The organism is Flavobacterium hydrocarbonoxydans (assembly GCF_009789235.1).
In the GTDB taxonomy this organism is placed as follows: Bacteria; Bacteroidota; Bacteroidia; order Flavobacteriales; family Flavobacteriaceae; genus Flavobacterium; species Flavobacterium hydrocarbonoxydans.
Window position 1 is genome coordinate 129,575 of record NZ_WSTB01000009.1, and the last position, 21,230, is coordinate 150,804.

A 21,230-nucleotide genomic window follows, 5' to 3' on the forward strand; every position below is an offset into this window, starting at 1 on the left:
TACTTTTTTATCAAAAAAAAACAGAGAAGAATTTTATTCCTCTCTGTTTCTAAAAGTAATTTCTTTTAAAATTCCCCAGGATACGGTACTGGTTAATCTTACGTCAAGATTAACACAGTAACCAGTTTCCAGAGATTCCCTTCAGTGACCACCAATGTCGGGATTTTGCTCAACTTTTTTCATTATTGAGCGCCTACAAATTCAAAAAAAACATGACTAAATTCTAAAATAGGCAATATCGTATGTATTCTTAAAACTTCTTTTTTAATATCCGTCAGTCAGGTTATGGCAAAACCTGGCAAGGCGGAGCGCATGCTATGCTGTAATATTTACAAGCATTAGTCGAAGGGTCGATACAATCTTTTAAACCTCCTTTTATTGCTTTTTGTTCTTTTTTAGTGAGCTCTTTGGCTCCTTCCAGGTTTAAAATTTTTTCTAACATCTAATTAATTTTAAAAATTTGGGTTTCGGTATAATTACTAATATTAAAAACTTGATTTATTTAATATACTTTACAATTATTATCATTAGGCCATTAAGCTGTTTGCTCTAAAACCAGATTGCTTTCTTCCACAAATTCATTCAAAAAATATTTCAAATCCTGTAATTCATATTCGTTAGGATACACCTTGTCGTTTACAATTTTTACGGGTGTATAATTAAAATTATTAACCGAACACCAGTCGTATTGCTTTTGTATTTCCTGATTAACCATCATACTGGTATTCTCTACCTGCCATTTATCTGACCATTCTTTCAGGTCAAACTTCTTTATATACCAATCTGATATGGCTTCGACAATTTTTCCCGGTGTTACTTTATTAATAATCAATAATCTTTCAACAACCACTTTATATGAATTATCGTTGTTTTCAGGATTAACATTAAACAATATTTTCAGGAACACCCGCTCCGGAGATTTCAAAACCAGCTCAAACGCATCCTGAAAAGCTTTAAAGCACAGATTGCAGCTAGGACTCAAAATCAAAGAGAGTTTTATGGGAGCATTTCTGTTTCCAAAATTCAATCCCGATAATGACGAAAAGCCATTTGTAACAGGAACATCTCTTGATAAAAAATTCAGGACATTATAATTTCTCTTGAATTTTTTAAGCTCTTGTAACTCATTTTCAATTTCAATTTTATGTTTAATAATCGTTTTTACCGATAACCAAACCGTCAAAACAAACAAAAAAGAAAAGAAAAATGGAAGAACATTTGTCAATTCAAAGTTTAGTGTAAACTGATTGGTTGAAAACCAGATTACGCTTTGAACTAATATTAATGCTGAAACCATCAGGCACAACACACACCATTTTTTCAATTCAAATTTCTGTATCCAAATTGAAGATACTACTACAGGTATTGCCAATGAACTTAAAAAACCAATAAAAACTCCAGATCCGTGAGGCCAAATTAATATTGAGGAAAGAATTGTTCCAAAAAAAATCAATGGCAAATCTGCAAAATTGACTAATGTGCCTGAAAAAACCGTATCCGATTTTAAAACGTTATCACACGACATATTAGCATTCCTATTACAAAACTGGGCAAAGAAATTATTTTTGAATCCAAATTTCTCCTGAACAATAAAAACACTGATCGTAAAACCTAGTATTGCGCTTCCCAAAAAAAAATAATCAATTATTTTATAAGGATAATAAAACATTGAGGTAAAAATCAAAATCAAAACTGGCAGAATATATCTTAGCCATTTAAAATTAATTGCATTATCCTCTTTCACATATGTTTTATTAGGCTCAATAGCCACAATTACTCCACTCCAATCTAACAAGAACTGCTCGTATGTTATTTTTAATCTTTTTCCCTTAATCGTATCCAGTACAATTCCTTTATCATTTTTTGCTACCAGAACCAACTCATCGTTAAAATAGGCTAAAAAAGATGCTGGCAAATCCAGTATTTGTTCTTTAGGAATTTTAACCGCGGCATTTTCAATCCCCAACAAATCAAAAGAGTCCGTTATCGCAAATAAACTTGGATAATTTGGGTGCGATAAAAACAAATCTTCAAATTCGTTTTTAAAACTTCCATATCGATTTATCTGAAGAAATTTTTGAACAACTTTTATCATTTAATTTCGCTCTGGTTATCTAAACTTTGATGCAAATATTGGTGTTTTAATTGAAAAAAAGAGCCTTGCATTACACATTTAGTAAATAATACTACATACAATTTATAAATTATAGCAGTCTTACTAAACTTCATAAATAGCTGAATTACAATATTATAAGTCTTTTTTAGTTTATACAAAAAGGCGAAAAACCCATTCTTAATCAATCGTTTATGTTTTTGTCTAGTTTTGGTAAAACAATAATCTTAATTCATAAAAACATGACACGTAAACAATTAAAATTCGAAGATTTCAACGCAGAAAAATTATCAAAAAATCAACAAAAAGTAGTTCGTGGAGGTGATGCAGAACCAGATCCAATTGATCCTGGTAAAGCAACTGGAAACGGAAATGGTTAATAATTTATAAAGAAAAAAATCAAAAAATATCCCTCTTAAAACAGACAAACATGATAAGTAAAAAATTAAATTTCGAAGATTTCAGCGCAGAAAAATTATCAAAAAATCAACAAAAAGTAGTTCGTGGAGGTGATGCAGAACCAGCTCCAATTGATCCGGGAAAAGCAACTGGAAACGGAAATGGTTAATACTTTTAAAGAAAAAAATTAAAAAATATACCTCTTAAAACAGACAAACATGACAAGTAAAAAATTAAATTTCGAAGATTTCAGCGCAGAAAAATTATCAAAAAATCAACAAAAAGTAGTTCGTGGAGGTGATGCCGAGACAGATCCAATAGATCCGGGAAAAGCAACTGGAAACGGAAATGGCTAATACTTTATTAAAAAAAATCAAAAAATATACCTCTTAAAACAGACAAACATGACAAGTAAAAAATTAAATTTCGAAGATTTCAGCACAGAAAAATTATCAAAAAATCAACAATTAGTAGTTCGTGGAGGTGATGGAGAGCCTATTGATCCAGGAAAAGGTACTGGTAACGGAAATGGTTAATATTTTATAAAACCATATATAAACTGTTTTTGTTTAAATATTATTCGCAAACTGAGCTGGAGATACTCCAGTTCTTTTGCGAAATGATTTGGCAAAAGAAACTGCATTCTTAAATCCTACGCTTTCTGCAATAGCTTGTGTTGAGTATTTACGATACATGTGATTCGTAATCATTTCATTGATTACATAATTGATTTTTAATTCATTAGAATACTCTCCAAAAGATTTACCAAAACGTTTATTTACTACATACGATAAGTAAGTGGTGTTTGTTTTTATCTTTTTTGCCACATAAGGCAATGTAAAATCAGGATTGAGAAACTCTTGTTTGTTTTCAAGCGCCAAAAGTTTTTCTACAATTTTATTTTCTTTAGCTTCATCAATACTCAGATTGGCATTTTCCTTTTTAGTTATAATCTGCCCTCCTTCGAGAAGTATTTCCTCAGGTTGCGGCTCCTCTTTCTTCTCTAAATTAGCCTTAAACTCTTCAATTAAAGCATTCATTTTTTTGTGTGCCTTATTTTTATCTCTAATATTTTTTATTAATAAAAATCCAATTCCCAAAACAAGTAAAACATAAAATACTTTCAATGCCTTATTGATAAAAACATCATATTTGTATTTTTCCTGAATAGTAACCATCTCATCTGTCAGGTCATTAACGCCTAATTTGTAATTTACCTCAAGTGCTTCCTCTCTGAGTTTTGTTTCGAATTTCTCATAATTATCCAAATAAATTTTAGAATGTTTATAAGCTAACTCCGGCTCTTCTTTGATGTTATAAATTTTTGCCTGATAGTAATTAGACTTTAAAAAATCAATCTGATTGTGCTTTGTTATGCGTGCAATTGAGTCTGCTTTTTTAAAAAAAACTAATGCCTTGTCGTATTTTTTTGTACTATAATATACATCACCTAAATTATAGTTTGAAATACATAATTCTTCTTTTAAATTATTCTGCTCCGCAAAAAACATAATATCATAATAGGTTTTCTCGGCATTTTTATAATCTTTTTTCAAATTATAAATATTTCCTAAACTTAATTTAGCGACAATTTTATTATTGGCCAGACTCTGAGAATAACCAATGGTTTTTTTATAGAAATATTCAGCAGAATCAAGTAAATGTTTCTTTTTAAGATTCTTCATATAATAACTTTCGTATGAAGAACCTAAAGAAAGATTGATATTACTTTTATTGCTTAAAAACTGTTCTTTGCTGTAAACATTGCCGTTTTTATCAACAAAATTATCGAGTTCTCTTAGGTTGTTAATAGCTAATTGATAGTTCCCTACGGCTTCATTAATAGTTGCTATATTATTTTTGAACTTGACTATTTGTATAATATCTCCTAATTGTATCGAAAGCTTTATACCTCTTTGGTACTTATCCAAAGCATCACTAAAATCGCCTTTTTTTCTATCGATCAGGCCACCATAATTATATAGGTAGGATTCAAGTTGTATTTTTTCTCTGGAATCTGGTATTTTTTCTAAAGACTGAAATGCCAAAATATATTTTTCGTGAGATAACTTTGCATTTCCTTTTAATTGTAACAAATAAGACAAAGCTCCGTTTGCAAAGGTTAAATGCTTATAATTATCCGATTTTGCCATTTGATTTGCATATACAACGGCACTATCTACATTAGCATTTATATGTAGTCGGATTTTATCTTTTAAAACCAAATACTCTTGTTCAGTCAAAGTCTTCTTTTCCTGAGCAATAGTAATATTCCATATAAAAAAGAATAAAAAAGAGATGATAAGCCTCATTTGATTTGTTTTGGAATGTCAAAATTAACCTATAAACATCAAATAACTAAACATAATTCAGCTTATTTTTAATTTATTTGTGTAATTATTTTTATAAATATAACAATTTAACTTTGTTTTGTTATATTTTTATTGCGTAAATTTGTTTATTAAACTATAAAAAATGAAACCAGACTTATTTCAAGCTCCAGATTATTATAATCTTGACGATCTTTTAACAGACGAACACAAATTAGTTCGAGAATCAGCCCGTGCATGGGTAAAAAGAGAAGTGTCTCCTATTATTGAGGAATACGCTCAAAAAGCCGAATTTCCCAAACAAATTATAAAAGGACTTGGAGAAATAGGTGGTTTTGGTCCGTATATCCCAGTAGAATATGGCGGTGCCGGTTTAGACCAGATCTCGTACGGATTGATCATGCAGGAAATCGAGCGTGGTGATTCTGGCGTTCGTTCGACCTCATCTGTACAATCTTCTTTAGTAATGTATCCGATTTGGAAATATGGAAATGAAGAACAAAGAATGAAATATTTGCCAAAATTAGCAACAGGAGAATTTATGGGCTGTTTTGGTTTAACAGAACCTGACCATGGTTCTGATCCGGGAAGCATGATTACCAATTTTAAAGATATGGGCGATCATTATCTTTTGAATGGTGCCAAAATGTGGATTTCGAACGCACCGTTTGCCGATATTGCTGTAGTTTGGGCAAAAGATGAAACCGGAAGAATTCACGGATTGATTGTAGAACGTGGTATGGAAGGATTTTCGACTCCTGAAACTCATAATAAATGGTCGCTTCGTGCCTCATCGACCGGAGAATTAATTTTTGATAATGTAAAAGTTCCTAAAGAAAACCTATTACCTAATAAATCTGGATTAGGAGCACCACTTGGCTGCTTAGATTCAGCTCGATACGGAATTGCCTGGGGCGCAATTGGAGCCGCAATGGATTGTTATGATACGGCTTTACGCTACGCAAAAGAAAGAATCCAGTTTGGGAAACCTATTGCAGGAACCCAATTGCAACAAAAAAAATTAGCCGAAATGATTACCGAAATCACCAAAGCACAATTACTTACCTGGCGTTTAGGCGTTTTAAGAAACGAAGGAAAAGCAACTACTGCTCAAATTTCGATGGCCAAAAGAAACAATGTGGACATGGCAATTCATATCGCCCGCGAAGCCAGACAAATGTTAGGCGGAATGGGAATTACCGGCGAATACTCTATCATGCGACACATGATGAATCTGGAAAGTGTTATTACGTATGAAGGTACACACGACATTCATTTACTCATTACCGGAATGGATGTTACTGGCATTCCAGCATTTAAATCATAGTTGTTTATTAAAATATCAATAAAATCAATACTAAAAGCTTCTTGTTATCAAGAAGCTTTTTATCTTTACAAAAAATTCCAAACATGAATATTGAAACTATCCACCATAGCATTCAAGCCCAGAAAGAACAACTTTTACAGCATTCTTTATACAATAAAATTCAAAATTTAGACGATTTACATCAGTTTTTAGAAAGTCATGTTTTTGCCGTTTGGGATTTTATGTCTTTACTGAAAGCGTTACAGGCCAAACTTACCTGTACTACTACACCCTGGTTTGCTACAAAAAATCCGGAAACTAGATACTTAATCAATGAGATTGTCTTGGCCGAAGAAACTGATCTGAGCATTGACGGAAGAAGACAAAGCCATTACGAAATGTACCTTGAAGCGATGGAAGACTGCGGTGCCGATACAACCAAAATCAATACCTTTTTAGATCAGGTAACTTCACTTCACAATATTTTTGTCGCTATCAAACAAAGCAATCTGCATCCGGATACAAAAGCTTTTTTAGATTTCACTTTTAGAGTTATCGAACAGGGAAAACCGCATGAAATAGCAGCAGCTTTTACTTTTGGAAGAGAAGATTTGATTCCGAGTATGTTTACGGCCATTTTGAAAAATTTCCAGAAAAATTTACCCGAAGTAGATTTGAGCAAATTGCTTTATTATTTTGAAAGACATATCGAATTAGATGCTGACGAACACGGTCCAATGGCGATGCAAATGATTACGGATCTATGCGAAGATGACGCCCAAAAATGGAAAGAAGTTGAAGAAATTTCGATTCTAGCTTTAGAAAAAAGAATTGGTCTCTGGAATGCTATCGAAGAAGAAATTGCAATGAAAACAGAGATGGTTTAAAACCAAATCTTCTTATTTAACGTAACTATTTGTTTAGAACGACCCAAAACTTAATTTATACAAATTATGACACCGTATTTCAGACAAATAGTTACGCTTTTACTTTCAGTATTCCTTTTCAGCTGCAGTTCTGATGAGCCAATAACTAAAAAAACAACTACTCCACCGGTTGTAACGCCGCCTACTACACCCACTGTTCCCACTCTTCCTATTGCCGGAACTGTAAATTATCTCGCTCTTGGAGATAGTTATACCATTGGGCAAAGTGTTTGCGAAACGTGTCGCTATCCTGCACAGTTAGTAAAAAAATTGAATTCAACTTATTCAAACACTACTTTTCCTCTAAAAATAATCGCTACCACGGGCTGGACTACGACCAATTTATTATCGGCAATAAACAGTCAAAAATTAGAACCCAATTATGATTTGGTTACACTTTTAATTGGTGTAAACAATCAGTATCAGGGCAGAGAATTTTCATTGTATGAAAAAGAATTCCCTGAATTGGTGCTCAAAGCAATTGCTTTGGCCAGAGGAAACAAAAAAAAGGTAGTGGTCATTTCGATTCCGGATTATGCTTATACGCCTTATGGTGCTAAAGTAGCTACTGATCAAAGCATGACGATTACCAATGAAATCAATAAATACAACGCTTTTGCCGAAAATTATTGCAATAACAACGGCATTGCATTTGTACCTATCACAGACATTACCCGCCAGGGCCTCAACAATCCAAGTTTAGTGGCCACAGATGGTTTACATCCTTCAGAGTTGGCCTATACCTTATTTGTTGACCGTATGCTGCCACAAATAAAAGCGGCCTTGCAGGATTAGTTGTTTTTGGATTTCTTTCCTTCAAACTTAATCACTCCAAAACAGCAATACACTTAAAAATAATTGCTACAAATTTTTTAATTTTTCAAAAACAAAAAATAAGAAAAAACTTAAAGATAAAAACTGATATTTTGAGTAATACTACGAATTTTGCAATATAAATTCAGTTATTAACTTTAAAACAAAGTCATTAGATTTAGTTAGGTTATATTTGACTAAATGTGTGAGAAAACATGAGTGAAAAAAAAGATATTCCGCCTGATGCTACTACCTTACCCGAACGTACAAAAGCAAATCATAATGATGAATTGCTGCTTGTAAACAAAAGACTTGCCCAGCAAATAAAAAACCGGAACAAACGTGCTGCTGAACTAATTATCGCAAATGCCGAACTGGCTTATCAAAATGAAGAGAAAGAAAAACGGGCTGCAGAATTAGTTATAGCCAATACCGAACTTGCCTATCAGAACGAAGAGAAAGAGAAACGTGCAGCCGAACTGGTCATCGCTAATAATGAACTTCTTTTTCAAAACAAAGAAAAAGAAAAACGGGCAGCGGAACTGGTTATAGCCAATACCGAACTGGCTTATCAAAATAAAGAAAAAGAAGACCGAGCTGCGGAACTTGTTATTGCCAATGAAGAACTGACTTCCCTGAATATAGAAAAAGAAAAACGGGCTGCGGAACTTGTAATTGCCAACAAAGAACTGGCTTATCAAAATAAGGAAAAAGAAAAACTTGCAGCAGAACTTCTTATAGCCAATGCCGAACTGGTTTTTCAGAACAATGAAAAAGAAAAACGGGCTGCCGAATTAATCTTAGCCAACAATGAGCTGGAAGCTTTTACCTATATATCCAGTCATCATTTACAGGAACCTTTACGAAAAATACAGGTTTTTTCGAACCGAATTGTTACTGATGAAAGTCAAAATTTAACCGAAAAAGGAAGATTTTATTTTGACCGTATGAAAGTTTCGGCTTCGCACATGCAGGCGCTTATAAATGATTTACTGACCTATTCCCGAACCAGTGTAACGGAAAAGAAATTTGAAAACACAAATCTTAATGATATTATAAATACAGTCATTAAAGATCTGGAAGAAGAAATCACAGCAAAAAAAGCGATTATCGAAATATCCGGAAATTGTCGTGCTTATATAATTCCAACACAGTTTCACCAGTTAATCTGCAATCTGGTAAGCAATTCTCTTAAATTTTCGACTGAAGATAAAGCACCGCATATACGTATAGAAAGTCTTTATACGAAACCAAAAGCAATCAAAAAATCATCCTCTGATTATTGCCACATAACCATTAGCGATAACGGCATTGGATTTGAACCTCAGTTCGAAAGTCGTGTTTTCGAAATGTTTCAGCAACTTAATAGTAAATCCGATTATAAAGGAACCGGAATTGGCCTTGCGATCGTAAAAAAAATTGTAGAAAACCATAACGGAGTCATTACAGCTACAGGAAAACTACACCATGGAGCTAAATTTGACATTTATATTCCAACAGCATAATAAAAAAGCCTTTTGTGTGATTCACAAAAGGCTTTCAGAAGAGAGGAAGGGATTTTCTTTGCCATCCAATTACTTTATAAAACATTGGTTTTCAACCTTATTTTAACTGGAAATTTAGCTATTTTTCATCATTTTTGACACAAATATGACACAGGTCAAAAGCTAAATAATAAACTTATTTATGCTATTTTAAATAAATAAATCATCTCCGTAGTGTTCTTTCTGAAATTCTTGAACGCCATCTACATCATTCAAATATTCCATTAACTCCTTAAGTACAATAACATGAAATTTAGTATTTCCTGAAGTTAGCAAATGCGTAATTCCATGAAAATCTCTCTGATGTAGATTATCAAGATCTAAATAGGAGATAGCTTCATAATTTTTCTTCCATTCTGTACCCATTTCCCATGTTATTGCCAAATGAATATCTTTTTCGGACTTATATTCACTTTCAAATTCACGAATCAATGCATCTAAATTATATTTGTACTCTAACACTTTTGGAGGACTCGTAAACTCACTTGAATGATGTAGTTCTTCTACACCTAATGGATTATTTTCCTTATTATAGACATGATTTTTCAAAGGATTTTTAACAACAAATTTAAAAATTCCATCGTACTGCTTGACTTGACTTGTTGCAAGAAGATTAATTCCCCTGATAACACCCCCTGCAATCAATTGATTGAATAAAACTACTGTATCCTGTTCTGACTGTGGCTCAGATGTTATAGAAATTTCATTTATAGGCGCAAAAAAATTTTTATTTGTTAGTTTAAGTGGAAACTTTGTTTCATGTTCAACTTGTGCTACTATCCACTGATGAAGATTAATTTCTTTAGCTATATCAGGTTTGGCACCAGTATCAGATTTTAAAAGTATTTTCCAACTCTTAAACCTATTTACAATTGCTACTGAAAGTTTTTCTGCTTGATCTTTTAATTCAGGTTGAAATCCCTTTCTACCTAGATCTGGGTCAGCGTCTTTAAAATGTACGATAATGTGACACTGATTTTGATATCCAATATTAGATGTAAGTGGTATTGCAATTAGTTCACCTTGGATCATTTTATTATTGGCTAATTGCAATCCTCCTCGTAAAACTCTATAACCTTTTCGAAGATTCGCTATTGAATCATTAAATTGGTCCCAAACGGCAGTTGAATAAGTAAAATATCCATACGCTTCAACTTTATACAATTTAATTATTTCATTAAATTCTTCATCATTTTTTCGGAATTTAAGTATCTCATCAGTCGTGAAAAATTCATATATCCCGTTTGCCCTTTTAAATCTACTCGGTATCGCAGATGAATCCCTTCCGGCTTCAATTGCTTTTGTTTGGTACATTAAAACTTCTTTAAGACTGTTACTTGCTTTAATTGCGTTATGCGGGAAAATATACGCTGCATTAATGTCTTTTAAAGTATTTAAAGTTCCATCTTTTTTCACAACATTTAAATCAAATACTATTGGCGTCGTATCGTCGTTATCAATATATTTTATAGAACCTAGAGGAGTCTTAAGTAAAAGCAAATGAAACCACTGCTCAGGAGTTTTTGCTGTATACCATGATAAATCCTTCGGTCTTATATTATCACCTTCAAATATAATTTTAAATGTGGCTCCTCTTTTTATCTGATCAAAATATGGATTTCTATCAATACATTCTGTTACTACTGGTCTAGTTTTAATACCTTTAAAATCTTCTACCCAATCTCTTCCACCTACTAATTTCCCTTTGAATTCATGCCCATTTCCTTTAGTTCCAAATTCTAAATAATTAAATCCATAACCAATATATGTAGAACCTACACCCTTATTTCCTCGTGTTTTTTCTCCGTCTTTGTATGAGATATTCGGCGCAAGAAATGATTTAAACTCTTTTTCATTAAATCCGATACCATTATCAGCGATCGTAAACGAGTTTTCGGCTAAATTTATTTCAATCCAAATCTTTTTAATATAATCCTTTTCTTTTAAATCCTTCTCTCTTTTATCAACTGCATCCATTGAATTTTGGATAAGTTCTGAGAATGAATCATATTTACCTACATATGATTTAAGAATGTTTTTAATCTCTCTTTTTTGCGCTGCTGAAACAACTTCCGTATCAGTTACTTTACTAGTAACAAGAGGATCCCAAGAATTATTTTCCATAATATATTTTTAATTAATTTTTGATTCTACTTATACCCCCTTCTAATCAGTTTTACGTATTTGTAATGGTAATTAAATAATTTCAGTCGTAGTAAAACTACAATAATAAAGTTAATTTAAAGTAGCAATTATTTATGATTAAAATAACGAAAGAAAACAAAAGTATTTAAGAAGTCAGCCGAATAAGAGCGGGAACTCGCAGCCTTTCTATAAAAAAAGTTGACACAGATTTGACACAGCATTTTTATAAAAAATCTCGCTAACTTAAATGTTTTAAAGGGTTAGCGAGATTTTTGCAGAGAGGAAGGGATTCGAACCCTCGATACAGTTACCCATATACTAGCTTTCCAGGCTAGCTCCTTCAACCACTCGGACACCTCTCTAAATTGGTCTGCAAAGAACACAAAAAAAAGTGACTTTCGAAAACAAAATCGAAATAACTTACATACTTTTTCTAAATTCTTCTATAAATAAATTTACTGCCTTTTTTTGATACGTTCCATCGATCGTAAGTATAAACGAATCACGCTTGGTATCGACGCCAACAATCTGAATGGCTTTCAGGTTATTCCAGTCTCTCAGGGCTTTTTCAGTTACAATTGTAGCCCAGTCACTAGCTTCTACCAATCGCAAAAGTGCATGAACCGCATTTAATTCTATCGAAACTTTGGGCTTCATATTGTTTTTTAAAAACAACTCATCTAAAAATTCCCGTGAGTTAAATCCTTTTACGGGCAAAATAAGCGGAATATTTTCTATTTTTTTAAATTCGATTTTATCCAAAACCGCCAATTCATGTGTTTTTGAAACGGCCATTACCAATTTTGAAGTAAACAGTGGAATTTTTTGAAAAGGAAGTTCAATTTCATTTGACGAAATAACCAAAACCAAATCAAGTTCGTTGTTTAATAATTTTTTTTCCAAAGGCTCTGTGGTTCCATATTCAACCACAATTTTTAAATTCGGATAGGTTTTAGCGAATGAATTCACAATGGGCAAAACCAAAAGTCCAAAAATATACGTAACGCCAATTCGTAATTCTCCTCCAATCATTTGGTTCAAATCATCAATAGCCTGTTTCCCGCTTTGTACATTTTCGATAATCTGCCTGGCATGAATCAGGAAAACAGATCCTGCTTCGGTCAGTTTTACTTTTTTACCAATCCTAACAAACAAAGGCATTCCGAGTTCTTCTTCGAGTTTTTTTATTTGCTGAGACAATCCGGATTGGGTTACAAAACACAATTCGGCTGCTCTTGTAAAATGAAGCACCTCAGCTGTTTTTATAAAATACTGCAATTGATAGATTTCCATATTGATAAGTTTTACTACTCATTTTAAGTAAAATTATTAATTTTTCTAATGAAATACTAATTCCGACCTTTGTAAAAAATAAGTAGCATTATGTTTAAAGCGTTAAAATCAAGAAACTTCAAATTGTTCTTTTACGGCCAATCGGTTTCCGTAATTGGAACCTGGCTGCAAAAAACTGCTGTAAGCTGGATGGTATATAGCATTACAGGTTCTGTATTTTTATTAGGATTAGCCACTTTTTTAAGCATGATTCCGTCTTTGTTTTTAGCCCCTTTAGCCGGAAGTATCATTGGACGTTACGACAGACATAAAAGTATGATTATCCTGCAATCGATGGCAATGTTACAAGCCGGAGCTTTGGCTTTACTGATTTATCTAAAAATATACAACATCAATTATATATTGGCTTTAAGCCTTATTCAGGGAATCATCAATGCTTTTGATATGACGTGTCGTCAGACCATGATGGTGGATATTGTCGATAGTAAAGATGATTTACCCAATGCAGTGGCGCTAAATTCTACCTTGACCAATTTTGCGAGAATTGCCGGCCCTGCTCTGGCTGGAATTATCCTGCACAATTATGGAGAAGACTTTTGCTTTATTGGAAATTTCTTAAGTTATATTCCGGTTTTAATTTCTTTATTAATGATGAAAATTACGCCGCACATTAAAGCAACTGACAAAATGAAAATGTTAGATGATTTTATTGAAGGACTGGATTATGTGAAAAAAGAAAGCGAAATGGCTAAAATGCTTTTGATGTTAATGTGCAGTAGTTTATTTGTAATTTCTTTTAATACACTGATGCCTGTTTTTGCCAAAGATATTTTTAGCGGTAACGCACAAACTTTTAGTTGGTTCGAAAGTGCGGCCGGGATTGGTTCTATCCTTTCAGCCATTTATCTGGCGAATCTGAAAACCTCACAAAACATCAATAAAATTATGATTGCGGCAAGTTTATTATTGGGATTCAGTATTATTATTCTGGCCTATTCCAATAATTTGACCATCGCCCTTATTTGTATGGCGTTGAGCGGTGTGGGAATGATGGCTCAAACCTCTTCTATAAATATTTATATTCAGACTCAAAGCAGTGCACGCATGCGTTCGCGAAGCATCAGTTATTATATGATGGCGTATCAGGGTATGATTCCGGTTGGAAGTTTATTGGTTGGATATATTTCTAACAACATCGGAACCAGAAATACCGTTGCCGTTCAGGGAATAATTTGTATTCTTTCGGTGCTAGTTTATGTATATTACAAAAATCAAAAAGTTCAAGAATTGGAGACTTGTCCGGTTAGGTACAAGAATTAAATTTTAAATTCCAAATTCCAATTGTGTAAACTTGTCATTTCAATTTCTATAATAAACCAACTATTTTTTTTCAGGAGCTAATCCCGCTATCCGTTGCAATCTTTTGTTTTTTAAAGAAAAAAACAAAAGGATTTCCACTCCTATCGGGGCTAGGGCATTCGTTTTCAAAAAGAATATTTTCGTTTTTTTTGGAATTTGGACCCGGGCGATAGCGAACAGGCGAAGCAATTTTTTAAAAATATTGGAATTTTATTTACAAAGATATTTCCCCACGCAAAGCAGTTTCGAAAATATCTTTGAAGTCTTTTGGTGCAATATTATGTCCCAGCAAATACATCAATTTGGTAATAGCAGCTTCAGTAGTGATATCTTTTCCGGAAATCACGCCAAGGGATTTCAGCACCGTACTGGTCTCGTATTGACCCATATTCACGCTTCCGCCTGAACATTGTGTAACATTGACAATGTGCAAACCGGATTGAATGGCTTTTTTAATCAAATCTAAAAACCAGTCTTCGGTTGGGGCATTTCCGGCGCCGTAGGTTTCCAGTACAATTCCTTTTAAATCTTTGATGTCCAAAATCGAAGCCAAAACCGTTTCGCTCATTCCGGGAAACATTTTGATGATTGCTACGTGATTGTCCAGATTTTTATGTACAATGAGTTTTGCATCTTTATTTATTGGAAGAAATAAATGTGTGTTTAATTTAAGATGAACTCCAGACTCCACCAATTCAGGGTAATTGGGTGCTGTAAAGGCTCTAAAATGCTCTGCATTTACTTTTGAAGTTCGGTTTCCGCGATATAATTTGTATTCAAAATACAAACAAACCTCTGTAATTACAGGTTTGCCATTTTCCTGCAGCGAAGCAATCTGGATGGCTGTAATCAGGTTTTCTTTGGCATCGGTACGCAAATCACCAATAGGCAATTGCGAGCCAGTAAACACCACTGGTTTAGCCAAATTCTCTAGCATAAAACTCAAAGCTGAAGCGGAATACGACATGGTATCGGAACCGTGTAAAACTACAAATCCGTCAAAAGTATTATAATTACTTTCGATAATTTCGGCAATCTTTGTCCACATCGCCGGATTCATGTTCGAGGAGTCAATCGGATCTTCAAAAGATACCGTTTCGATTTCGCAATCCAGTTGTTTGATTTCAGGAATATTTTTTAATAATTTTCCGAAATCAAAAGCCTTGAGTGCGCCCGTTTCAAAATCCTTGCTCATACCAATGGTTCCACCGGTATAAATCAGCAATATTTTAGCTTTAGATGACATCCTGGTATTTTAATTTATTGACAACCGGATTAGCATACATCGATAAAAACCCTTGTCTTGTAACAGGATTATCACTGCCAATACGCATTTCTAAACGACGCTCAAAAAGCATTTTTTCGTTTTCTTTGTACAAATGCGAAAATTTATCCGTTTGATTTACAATATCGTACGCAATAAAATTCGTTGGCCATAACTGATAATTTTTCAGAATTGCATCATCAATAACTTGCGCCAAAGCCTGAATCTGCTTGTTTGCATTGTCGTTTTCTGCAACAATTTGGTCAATTTCAGTGTCTAAAACATCACCAACTGAAATATGTATTCTTTTTTTAGTTCCCATGATACCACTCAAAATGGTCATGAAATCCTCGTTTTTTTCTTTGATGTAAATTTCGTTGTTTGCTTCTGCCATTAATTGCGGCATTTTCAAAACATCTGTTGGGTCGTATTCGTACGAAATAGCAACCGGAACAATTTTAATTTTCTTAAAATAATCCATCAGATTAGCTTCATCAGAACCCATTCCGATCATTTTAAGAACACCTGGATTGGTTTCATCGTTTCCGTCTTTGGTACGTCCTTCTCTTTGTGCAATCCAAACCGAACGGTTTTCACGAAGCAATAACTGCCCCATATATTCTGAAAGTAATTTAGAACTTTGCAGCATTTCTCTTGGCGTTAAACCTCTTAAAACCAAAAAGTTTCTATTCAGTTTTGCCAGTGTGCTCAAAAATGCTTTTTTAACCAAATTATCTCCAATAGCCGATGCCGTCATAACCAAACCATGATCAAATAAGGAAACATTAAGCAACGTCGTGTCTAATAAAATATCACGGTGGTTAGAAACAAATAAGTAAGAGGTGTTTTTTTCCAGTTTCTCGAAACCTGAAGTTGTTAATCCTTCAGAACTTCTTTCGAGAACTTTTTGAATGGTTTCGTAGATAAAATTGCACTGAAAATCACGAATCGAATGTGTTTTCTTCAATTGATCTTTCCAAACCTGGTCTTCTAATTCCGGAAAAGTAAAATTCATCATGGCTTTCATCATCGGATGATTGACAACACCATGAAGTGCTTCATTTATTTCAGAATCATAAAAAGGTCGAATGGCATCAAATTTTTGCATTATAAATATCTATTTTAGTGGGCAAAAGAACAAAAAAAAAATTAAACAATTGTTACTTGTCGATTAAATCCCAAAAACATCGATGGAATTTTGCGTAGTAACTGTGGCTATTTCAGCTTCTGTTACCTGATAAATTTGAGCTAATTTAGTAATTACATTCACCAAATAGCTGCTCTCATTTCTTTTTCCTCTAAAAGGAATTGGAGCTAAATAAGGAGAATCGGTTTCGAGAACAATATGTTTCAAATCTATTTGATCTAAAAACTGGTCAATTTTTCCGTTTTTAAAAGTTACTACTCCTCCTATTCCTAATTTCATATTATACGAAATTGCCTGAAGTGCCTGTTCGTAAGTCCCGGTAAAACAATGAAAAATACCAAATAAGTCTGCTGACTTTTCTTCTTCTAAAATTTCAAAAATTTCATCAAAAGCTTCACGGCAATGAATTACAATGGGCAATTTGTATTTTTTAGCTAATTGAATTTGGGTTCTGAAAGCGATTTGCTGCTCTTTCAGATGCGTTTTATCCCAATACAAATCAATTCCGATTTCGCCCACGGCATAAAACTTTCTTTTTGCCAGTTCTGCTTCTACATGTTTCAATTCGTCCAGATAATTATCTTTCACGTAAGTGGGATGCAACCCCATCATCAGGAAAACATAATCTGGATAATTTTGCTCTAAATCATACATAGATTGCGTTGCAGCAGCATCGATGGCAGGAATAAAAAAGCGTTTTACTCCGGCATTTATAGCTCGCTGTATCATTTCGTCACGATCCTGATCAAATTCTTCAGAATATAAGTGCGTGTGTGTATCGGTGATTATTGTTTGGGTTTCCAAATTCAAAGTTTAAGAGTACAAAGTTGCGAAGTTTTTCGGCAAAGTAGCAAACAGATTTAAGTTAAATTTACTTTATGTGTTTTGCGTTTATTTTTTTTAGCCACAGATTTAAAGGATTAATTACGGTGAAACTTCTACAAACTCTTTTATTAAAGCAGTATCCATCGCATTTTTTTCTCCCGCAGATTTTGCAGATTTTTTTTTAATCCTTTTAATCCTTTAAATCTGTGGCTTTAAAACTTAGAGCCTTTGTGCCTTTGCCGCAGGACCACCGCTCCTAAAAGACGCACTGCTGTGTGCCTCTGCGGTCAATTGGAATGGAAAATGGAAACAAAAAAATTTGAATCTAACAGAAACGGTTTTTTTCCCCCGCAGATTTTGCAGATTGAGCAGATTTTTTTAAAATCCTTTTAATCTGTGGCTTAAAAAACTTAGAGCTCTTGTGTATTTTGTGTTTAATTTTTTAGCCAAAGATGAAAAAGCAAGCAAAAATAGCGTTCCTACATATGCTTTGGTACCTTACAAATCACTAAATTTGTAGCTTATTCAATATTATGTTAGAAAAAGAAGTTATAAATTTTGAGAGAACCGCCATTGTTGGTATTGTAACTCAAAATCAAAGTGAAGAAAAACTTAACGAATATCTTGACGAATTAGAGTTTTTGACTTTTACCGCTGGCGGTGAAGTTATTAAGCGCTTTTGGCAAAAAATGGAACGTCCGAATCCTAAAACTTTTATGGGGACAGGGAAAATAGACGAAATCAATCTTTATGTAAAAGAGAATAATATTTCGACCTTGATTTTTGATGATGAATTATCGCCATCGCAACAAAAAAACATTTCAAAAATTATAGATTGTAAAATCTTAGACAGAACCAATTTGATTCTGGATATTTTTGCGCAAAGAGCCGAAAGTTCTTATGCAAGAACGCAGGTTGAGCTAGCGCAATGTATTTATTTACTCCCAAGACTTTCCGGTTTATGGACCCACCTTGAACGTCAAAAAGGGGGTATTGGTATGCGTGGACCCGGAGAAACCGAGATTGAAACGGACAGACGTATTGTTCGTGACAGAATTTCGTTGCTGAAAGAAAAAATCAAGACGATTGACAAACAAATGGGCGTTCAGCGTAGTAATCGTGGTGCGATGGTACGTGTCGCCCTGGTAGGTTATACCAATGTGGGAAAATCGACTTTGATGAATGCTGTTGGGAAAAGTGATGTTTTTGTTGAGAATAAATTATTCGCAACTCTGGATACGACAGTTCGAAAAGTGGTGATTAAAAACCTTCCTTTTTTGCTTTCGGATACCGTTGGGTTCATTCGTAAATTACCAACACAATTGGTAGATTCTTTCAAAAGCACACTGGATGAAGTTCGTGAAGCCGATTTGTTATTACACATTGTTGATATCTCTCATCCTGATTTTGAAGATCATATAGCATCTGTCAATCAGACTTTGCAGGATATTAAAGCGCATGAGAAACCGGTTATTATGGTTTTTAATAAAATTGATGCGTACAAACATCTTACGATTGACGAGGATGATTTAATGACCGAGAAAACACCAAGGCATTATACACTTGATGAGTGGAAAGCAACCTGGATGCACCGTTTGGGTGAAGAGAATGCGTTGTTTATTTCGGCAACTAATAAGGAAAACTTTGAGGAATTTAGAGAAAGAGTCTATGAAGCAGTTCGCCAGATTCATATCACGAGATTTCCCTATAATAAGTTTTTGTATCCTGATTATAAGGATGCTATTGAAAAAGAAGAGAAAGAAGATGAATAATAAAAAACGGCTTTTGATTAATTTCAAAAGCCGTTTTTTTTATGTTCTAATTGTTTTATTTTATTTCTAAAACATTATTAGTTTGCTTCACATCAGCCATTAAGCCACTTGGATCAATAGTGATTTTCTTGATGGAAGTTTTACTTTTATCAATGGTAAAACTATAGTTTGACATAGCCCACGCCCAGTCTTCTAAAACCGTTCTTTTTACGTTTGGATTAGGATTAGGTTTGATAAAATTCATCATTCGTAATGGAATGTAAAAACTTTCAGTAGTACCGTCAGTGTATTCAACGGTCAAATCGATTGGCATTGGCATTCTGCCAATTCTTTCTAAGGTAACGATTGTTTTTCCGGCATTATCTGCGACATCTTTAATTCCGTAATCAATTGTATTACCCGTTTGTGCCCAATCAGTTAAATACCAGTCTAATTCTGCTCCCGAAACTCTCTCAGCTGATCTTTTGATATCATTAGGAGTTGGGTGTTTGAATTTAAAATCAGTATAATATCTTTTCAGCGTAGCATCTAAATTCTCCTGCCCGATTACATAAACTAATTGCGACAAAAAGATACTGCCTTTTACATAAGCTGCAATACTATAAGGTCTGTTCTCATCGTAACGATCTCCGTGTGTTGTTAGAGGCTGCTCTTTCCCAGAATTTACCAAACTGTAATAAGCATTGTAATTTCCTTTAAATGGATTTACTTCTTTTTTATCTCCTTTTAATTCATTTTCGGCCAAATCCTGAATATAAGTTGTAAATCCTTCATCCATCCAAGGATGTTTTGATTCGTTAGAAGCTAAAATATGCTGAAACCAGGAATGTCCTAATTCGTGAGCACCCGTTCCGGTTAGTCCTTCCAGAGTTCCGTTTCCTAACATCAAAGTACACATGGCATACTCCATTCCGCCATCACCACCCTGAATAAACGAATATTGTTTGTACGGATAAGCTCCAACTGTTTTGTTATAATAATCCATTACTTTTACCATTAAAGGTTCAAATTGTTTCCAATTTTCGGTAACTTTTGGATTGTTTTTGTAAAAGAAATGTACATCAACATCATTTGGTCCTTTTACGATATCGTGTGTATATTCCGTATCAGCTGCCCAGGTAAAATCATGAACATTTGGCGCTACAAAATGCCAGGTTAATGTTTTGGTTTTTTTAGGATAAACAACCGTAACGCCTGAATCCTGATATCCGTGACCAATTTCATTTTTGTTTTGTAAATATCCGGAACCTCCAATTGTATATTCTTTGTCGATAGTAATTTTTACATCAAAATTACCCCAAACCCCATGAAATTCTCTTGCAATATAAGGATCTGCGTGCCAGCCTTCAAAATCAAATTCGGCTAATTTAGGATACCATTGCGACATAGACAATGCTACTCCTTCCGAATTGTTTCTTCCAGCACGACGAATTTGAACCGGAACCTGTCCGTCAAAATCTAAAGTAAAAGTAGTTTTAGAATTGGGTAAAATGGGCTTAGCCAAAGTAACTTCTAAGATTGTTCCTGAAGTTCTGGTTTGAGCCGTAACACCATCTTGTTTGAAATTGGTTATTTTTAAAAACCCAATTTCGTTAGGTTTCAGGGTTTCGATTCGGCTTTGTTTAACGTCTTTTCCATCAGCGCCTTTTACTTTAGTGACCATTCTTCCGTCAGGATCTTTTATCGAATGCAGGCGCGCATCCATTTCGCTTCCTGGCTGAAAAGCATTAAAAAACAAATGGTAGTACACTTTTTTCAAAGTGTCGGATGAATTATTAGTATAGACTAACTCTTGTTTCCCTTTGTACTGATAGTTTTTTACGTCCATCGACACCTCCATTTTATAGTCAACATGTTGTTGCCAATACGGAGCGTTTTGGGCAAAAGCTGAGTTTAAACCAAAACTCAAAAAGGATAATAAAATAATTTTTCGCATGATTAATATAATAAAAAATGGAAGAGTTGCCACCCTTCCATTGGATTAGTATTTTTTC

Annotated in this window: 19 protein-coding genes, 1 tRNA gene and 1 pseudogene; 11 read left to right on the top strand and 10 right to left on the bottom strand. The window is 33.8% G+C overall.

All coding sequences use genetic code 11. From position 1 onward, the window contains the following. Positions 1–283 precede the first annotated feature (283 nt). Both GON26_RS21570 and GON26_RS15890 read right to left on the bottom strand, forming a co-directional pair. The gene (locus tag GON26_RS21570) at positions 284–442 is read right to left on the bottom strand and encodes a hypothetical protein (RefSeq protein WP_202110889.1); all 159 of its coding nucleotides are present in this window, start codon (positions 440–442) and stop codon (positions 284–286) included. A 93-nt stretch (positions 443–535) separates the two neighbouring features. After that, the gene (locus GON26_RS15890; protein ID WP_160375758.1) at positions 536–2,095 is read right to left on the bottom strand and encodes a vitamin K epoxide reductase family protein; all 1,560 of its coding nucleotides are present in this window, start codon (positions 2,093–2,095) and stop codon (positions 536–538) included. 260 nt (positions 2,096–2,355) lie between these two features. Between GON26_RS15890 and GON26_RS15895 the strand changes: the two genes are divergently transcribed. From GON26_RS15895 to GON26_RS15910, 4 genes are read left to right on the top strand one after another with little or no spacing between them, the layout of a single operon-like run. After that, positions 2,356–2,493: an rSAM-modified peptide gene (locus GON26_RS15895; protein WP_160375759.1), complete on the top strand. Its 138-nt coding sequence runs from the start codon at positions 2,356–2,358 to the stop codon at positions 2,491–2,493. Positions 2,494–2,543: 50 nt separating this feature from the next. Beyond that, complete coding sequence (locus GON26_RS15900) at positions 2,544–2,681, top strand: rSAM-modified peptide (protein WP_160375760.1); 138 nt, start codon at positions 2,544–2,546, stop codon at positions 2,679–2,681. Between the two features lie 49 nt (positions 2,682–2,730). Next, complete coding sequence (locus tag GON26_RS15905; RefSeq protein ID WP_160375761.1) at positions 2,731–2,868, top strand: rSAM-modified peptide; 138 nt, start codon at positions 2,731–2,733, stop codon at positions 2,866–2,868. Positions 2,869–2,916: 48 nt separating this feature from the next. Next, positions 2,917–3,048 carry an rSAM-modified peptide gene (locus GON26_RS15910; protein ID WP_160375762.1) on the top strand — a complete coding sequence of 44 codons (132 nt, stop codon included), beginning with the start codon at positions 2,917–2,919 and terminating at the stop codon, positions 3,046–3,048. A 33-nt stretch (positions 3,049–3,081) separates the two neighbouring features. Here GON26_RS15910 and GON26_RS21905 read toward each other — a convergent pair whose 3' ends face one another. Beyond that, a complete protein-coding gene (locus GON26_RS21905) occupies positions 3,082–3,339 on the bottom strand; it encodes a helix-turn-helix domain-containing protein (protein WP_369769999.1) in 258 nt (85 codons plus the stop codon). Positions 3,340–3,484: 145 nt separating this feature from the next. Between GON26_RS21905 and GON26_RS21910 the strand changes: the two are divergent. The 5 genes and pseudogenes from GON26_RS21910 to GON26_RS15935 form a co-directional block, all read left to right on the top strand. Continuing rightward, a pseudogene (locus tag GON26_RS21910) lies at positions 3,485–3,547 on the top strand (hypothetical protein); the annotation flags it as partial. A 1,440-nt stretch (positions 3,548–4,987) separates the two neighbouring features. Beyond that, positions 4,988–6,169, top strand: a complete 1,182-nt coding sequence (locus GON26_RS15920) for an acyl-CoA dehydrogenase family protein (protein WP_160375764.1) — start codon at positions 4,988–4,990, stop codon at positions 6,167–6,169. An 83-nt stretch (positions 6,170–6,252) separates the two neighbouring features. After that, positions 6,253–7,035, top strand: a complete 783-nt coding sequence (locus GON26_RS15925) for a DUF3050 domain-containing protein (protein WP_160375765.1) — start codon at positions 6,253–6,255, stop codon at positions 7,033–7,035. A 66-nt stretch (positions 7,036–7,101) separates the two neighbouring features. Beyond that, complete coding sequence (locus GON26_RS15930) at positions 7,102–7,869, top strand: SGNH/GDSL hydrolase family protein (RefSeq protein ID WP_160375766.1); 768 nt, start codon at positions 7,102–7,104, stop codon at positions 7,867–7,869. A 233-nt stretch (positions 7,870–8,102) separates the two neighbouring features. After that, positions 8,103–9,392, top strand: a complete 1,290-nt coding sequence (locus tag GON26_RS15935) for a sensor histidine kinase (RefSeq protein WP_160375767.1) — start codon at positions 8,103–8,105, stop codon at positions 9,390–9,392. 189 nt (positions 9,393–9,581) lie between these two features. Here GON26_RS15935 and GON26_RS15940 read toward each other — a convergent pair whose 3' ends face one another. The 3 genes from GON26_RS15940 to GON26_RS15950 form a co-directional block, all read right to left on the bottom strand. Continuing rightward, positions 9,582–11,555, bottom strand: a complete 1,974-nt coding sequence (locus GON26_RS15940) for an ATP-binding protein (RefSeq protein WP_160375768.1) — start codon at positions 11,553–11,555, stop codon at positions 9,582–9,584. Positions 11,556–11,851: 296 nt separating this feature from the next. Beyond that, positions 11,852–11,938 (bottom strand) — tRNA-Ser (locus tag GON26_RS15945). Positions 11,939–11,996: 58 nt separating this feature from the next. Further along, positions 11,997–12,869 (bottom strand): LysR family transcriptional regulator, encoded by an 873-nt coding sequence (locus GON26_RS15950; RefSeq protein WP_160375769.1) that lies wholly within the window; start codon positions 12,867–12,869, stop codon positions 11,997–11,999. A 90-nt stretch (positions 12,870–12,959) separates the two neighbouring features. Between GON26_RS15950 and GON26_RS15955 the strand changes: the two genes are divergently transcribed. Beyond that, a complete protein-coding gene (locus GON26_RS15955) occupies positions 12,960–14,189 on the top strand; it encodes an MFS transporter (RefSeq protein ID WP_160375770.1) in 1,230 nt (409 codons plus the stop codon). Between the two features lie 253 nt (positions 14,190–14,442). Here GON26_RS15955 and GON26_RS15960 read toward each other — a convergent pair whose 3' ends face one another. From GON26_RS15960 to GON26_RS15970, 3 genes are all read right to left on the bottom strand, one after another. Next, positions 14,443–15,474 (bottom strand): asparaginase, encoded by a 1,032-nt coding sequence (locus GON26_RS15960; protein ID WP_160375771.1) that lies wholly within the window; start codon positions 15,472–15,474, stop codon positions 14,443–14,445. Then, positions 15,464–16,600, bottom strand: a complete 1,137-nt coding sequence (locus tag GON26_RS15965) for a 1-acyl-sn-glycerol-3-phosphate acyltransferase (RefSeq protein WP_160375772.1) — start codon at positions 16,598–16,600, stop codon at positions 15,464–15,466. Before GON26_RS15965 ends, GON26_RS15960 begins: the two co-directional genes overlap by 11 nt. Before the next feature lie 63 nt (positions 16,601–16,663). Then, entirely contained in the window at positions 16,664–17,443 is a 780-nt protein-coding gene (locus GON26_RS15970; RefSeq protein ID WP_160375773.1) for a TatD family hydrolase, read from the bottom strand. A 554-nt stretch (positions 17,444–17,997) separates the two neighbouring features. Here GON26_RS15970 and hflX point away from each other — a divergent pair. Beyond that, the gene (gene hflX / locus GON26_RS15975; RefSeq protein ID WP_160375774.1) at positions 17,998–19,236 is read left to right on the top strand and encodes a GTPase HflX; all 1,239 of its coding nucleotides are present in this window, start codon (positions 17,998–18,000) and stop codon (positions 19,234–19,236) included. A gap of 55 nt (positions 19,237–19,291) precedes the next feature. Here hflX and GON26_RS15980 read toward each other — a convergent pair whose 3' ends face one another. Beyond that, positions 19,292–21,172: a M1 family metallopeptidase gene (locus tag GON26_RS15980; protein ID WP_160375775.1), complete on the bottom strand. Its 1,881-nt coding sequence runs from the start codon at positions 21,170–21,172 to the stop codon at positions 19,292–19,294. Between the last annotated feature and the right edge of the window lie 58 nt (positions 21,173–21,230).

What these genes read in the sequence shown, in the direction of transcription:
- GON26_RS21570 (WP_202110889.1), bottom strand. Translation starts at nt 442, where the DNA reads ATGTTAGAAAAAATTTTAAACCTGGAAGGAGCCAAAGAGCTCACTAAA.
- GON26_RS15890 (WP_160375758.1), bottom strand. Translation starts at nt 2,095, where the DNA reads ATGATAAAAGTTGTTCAAAAATTTCTTCAGATAAATCGATATGGAAGT.
- GON26_RS15895 (WP_160375759.1), top strand. Translation starts at nt 2,356, where the DNA reads ATGACACGTAAACAATTAAAATTCGAAGATTTCAACGCAGAAAAATTA.
- GON26_RS15900 (WP_160375760.1), top strand. Translation starts at nt 2,544, where the DNA reads ATGATAAGTAAAAAATTAAATTTCGAAGATTTCAGCGCAGAAAAATTA.
- GON26_RS15905 (WP_160375761.1), top strand. Translation starts at nt 2,731, where the DNA reads ATGACAAGTAAAAAATTAAATTTCGAAGATTTCAGCGCAGAAAAATTA.
- GON26_RS15910 (WP_160375762.1), top strand. Translation starts at nt 2,917, where the DNA reads ATGACAAGTAAAAAATTAAATTTCGAAGATTTCAGCACAGAAAAATTA.
- GON26_RS15920 (WP_160375764.1), top strand. Translation starts at nt 4,988, where the DNA reads ATGAAACCAGACTTATTTCAAGCTCCAGATTATTATAATCTTGACGAT.
- GON26_RS15925 (WP_160375765.1), top strand. Translation starts at nt 6,253, where the DNA reads ATGAATATTGAAACTATCCACCATAGCATTCAAGCCCAGAAAGAACAA.
- GON26_RS15930 (WP_160375766.1), top strand. Translation starts at nt 7,102, where the DNA reads ATGACACCGTATTTCAGACAAATAGTTACGCTTTTACTTTCAGTATTC.
- GON26_RS15935 (WP_160375767.1), top strand. Translation starts at nt 8,103, where the DNA reads ATGAGTGAAAAAAAAGATATTCCGCCTGATGCTACTACCTTACCCGAA.
- GON26_RS15940 (WP_160375768.1), bottom strand. Translation starts at nt 11,555, where the DNA reads ATGGAAAATAATTCTTGGGATCCTCTTGTTACTAGTAAAGTAACTGAT.
- GON26_RS15950 (WP_160375769.1), bottom strand. Translation starts at nt 12,869, where the DNA reads ATGGAAATCTATCAATTGCAGTATTTTATAAAAACAGCTGAGGTGCTT.
- GON26_RS15955 (WP_160375770.1), top strand. Translation starts at nt 12,960, where the DNA reads ATGTTTAAAGCGTTAAAATCAAGAAACTTCAAATTGTTCTTTTACGGC.
- GON26_RS15960 (WP_160375771.1), bottom strand. Translation starts at nt 15,474, where the DNA reads ATGTCATCTAAAGCTAAAATATTGCTGATTTATACCGGTGGAACCATT.
- GON26_RS15965 (WP_160375772.1), bottom strand. Translation starts at nt 16,600, where the DNA reads ATGCAAAAATTTGATGCCATTCGACCTTTTTATGATTCTGAAATAAAT.
- hflX (WP_160375774.1), top strand. Translation starts at nt 17,998, where the DNA reads ATGTTAGAAAAAGAAGTTATAAATTTTGAGAGAACCGCCATTGTTGGT.
- GON26_RS15980 (WP_160375775.1), bottom strand. Translation starts at nt 21,172, where the DNA reads ATGCGAAAAATTATTTTATTATCCTTTTTGAGTTTTGGTTTAAACTCA.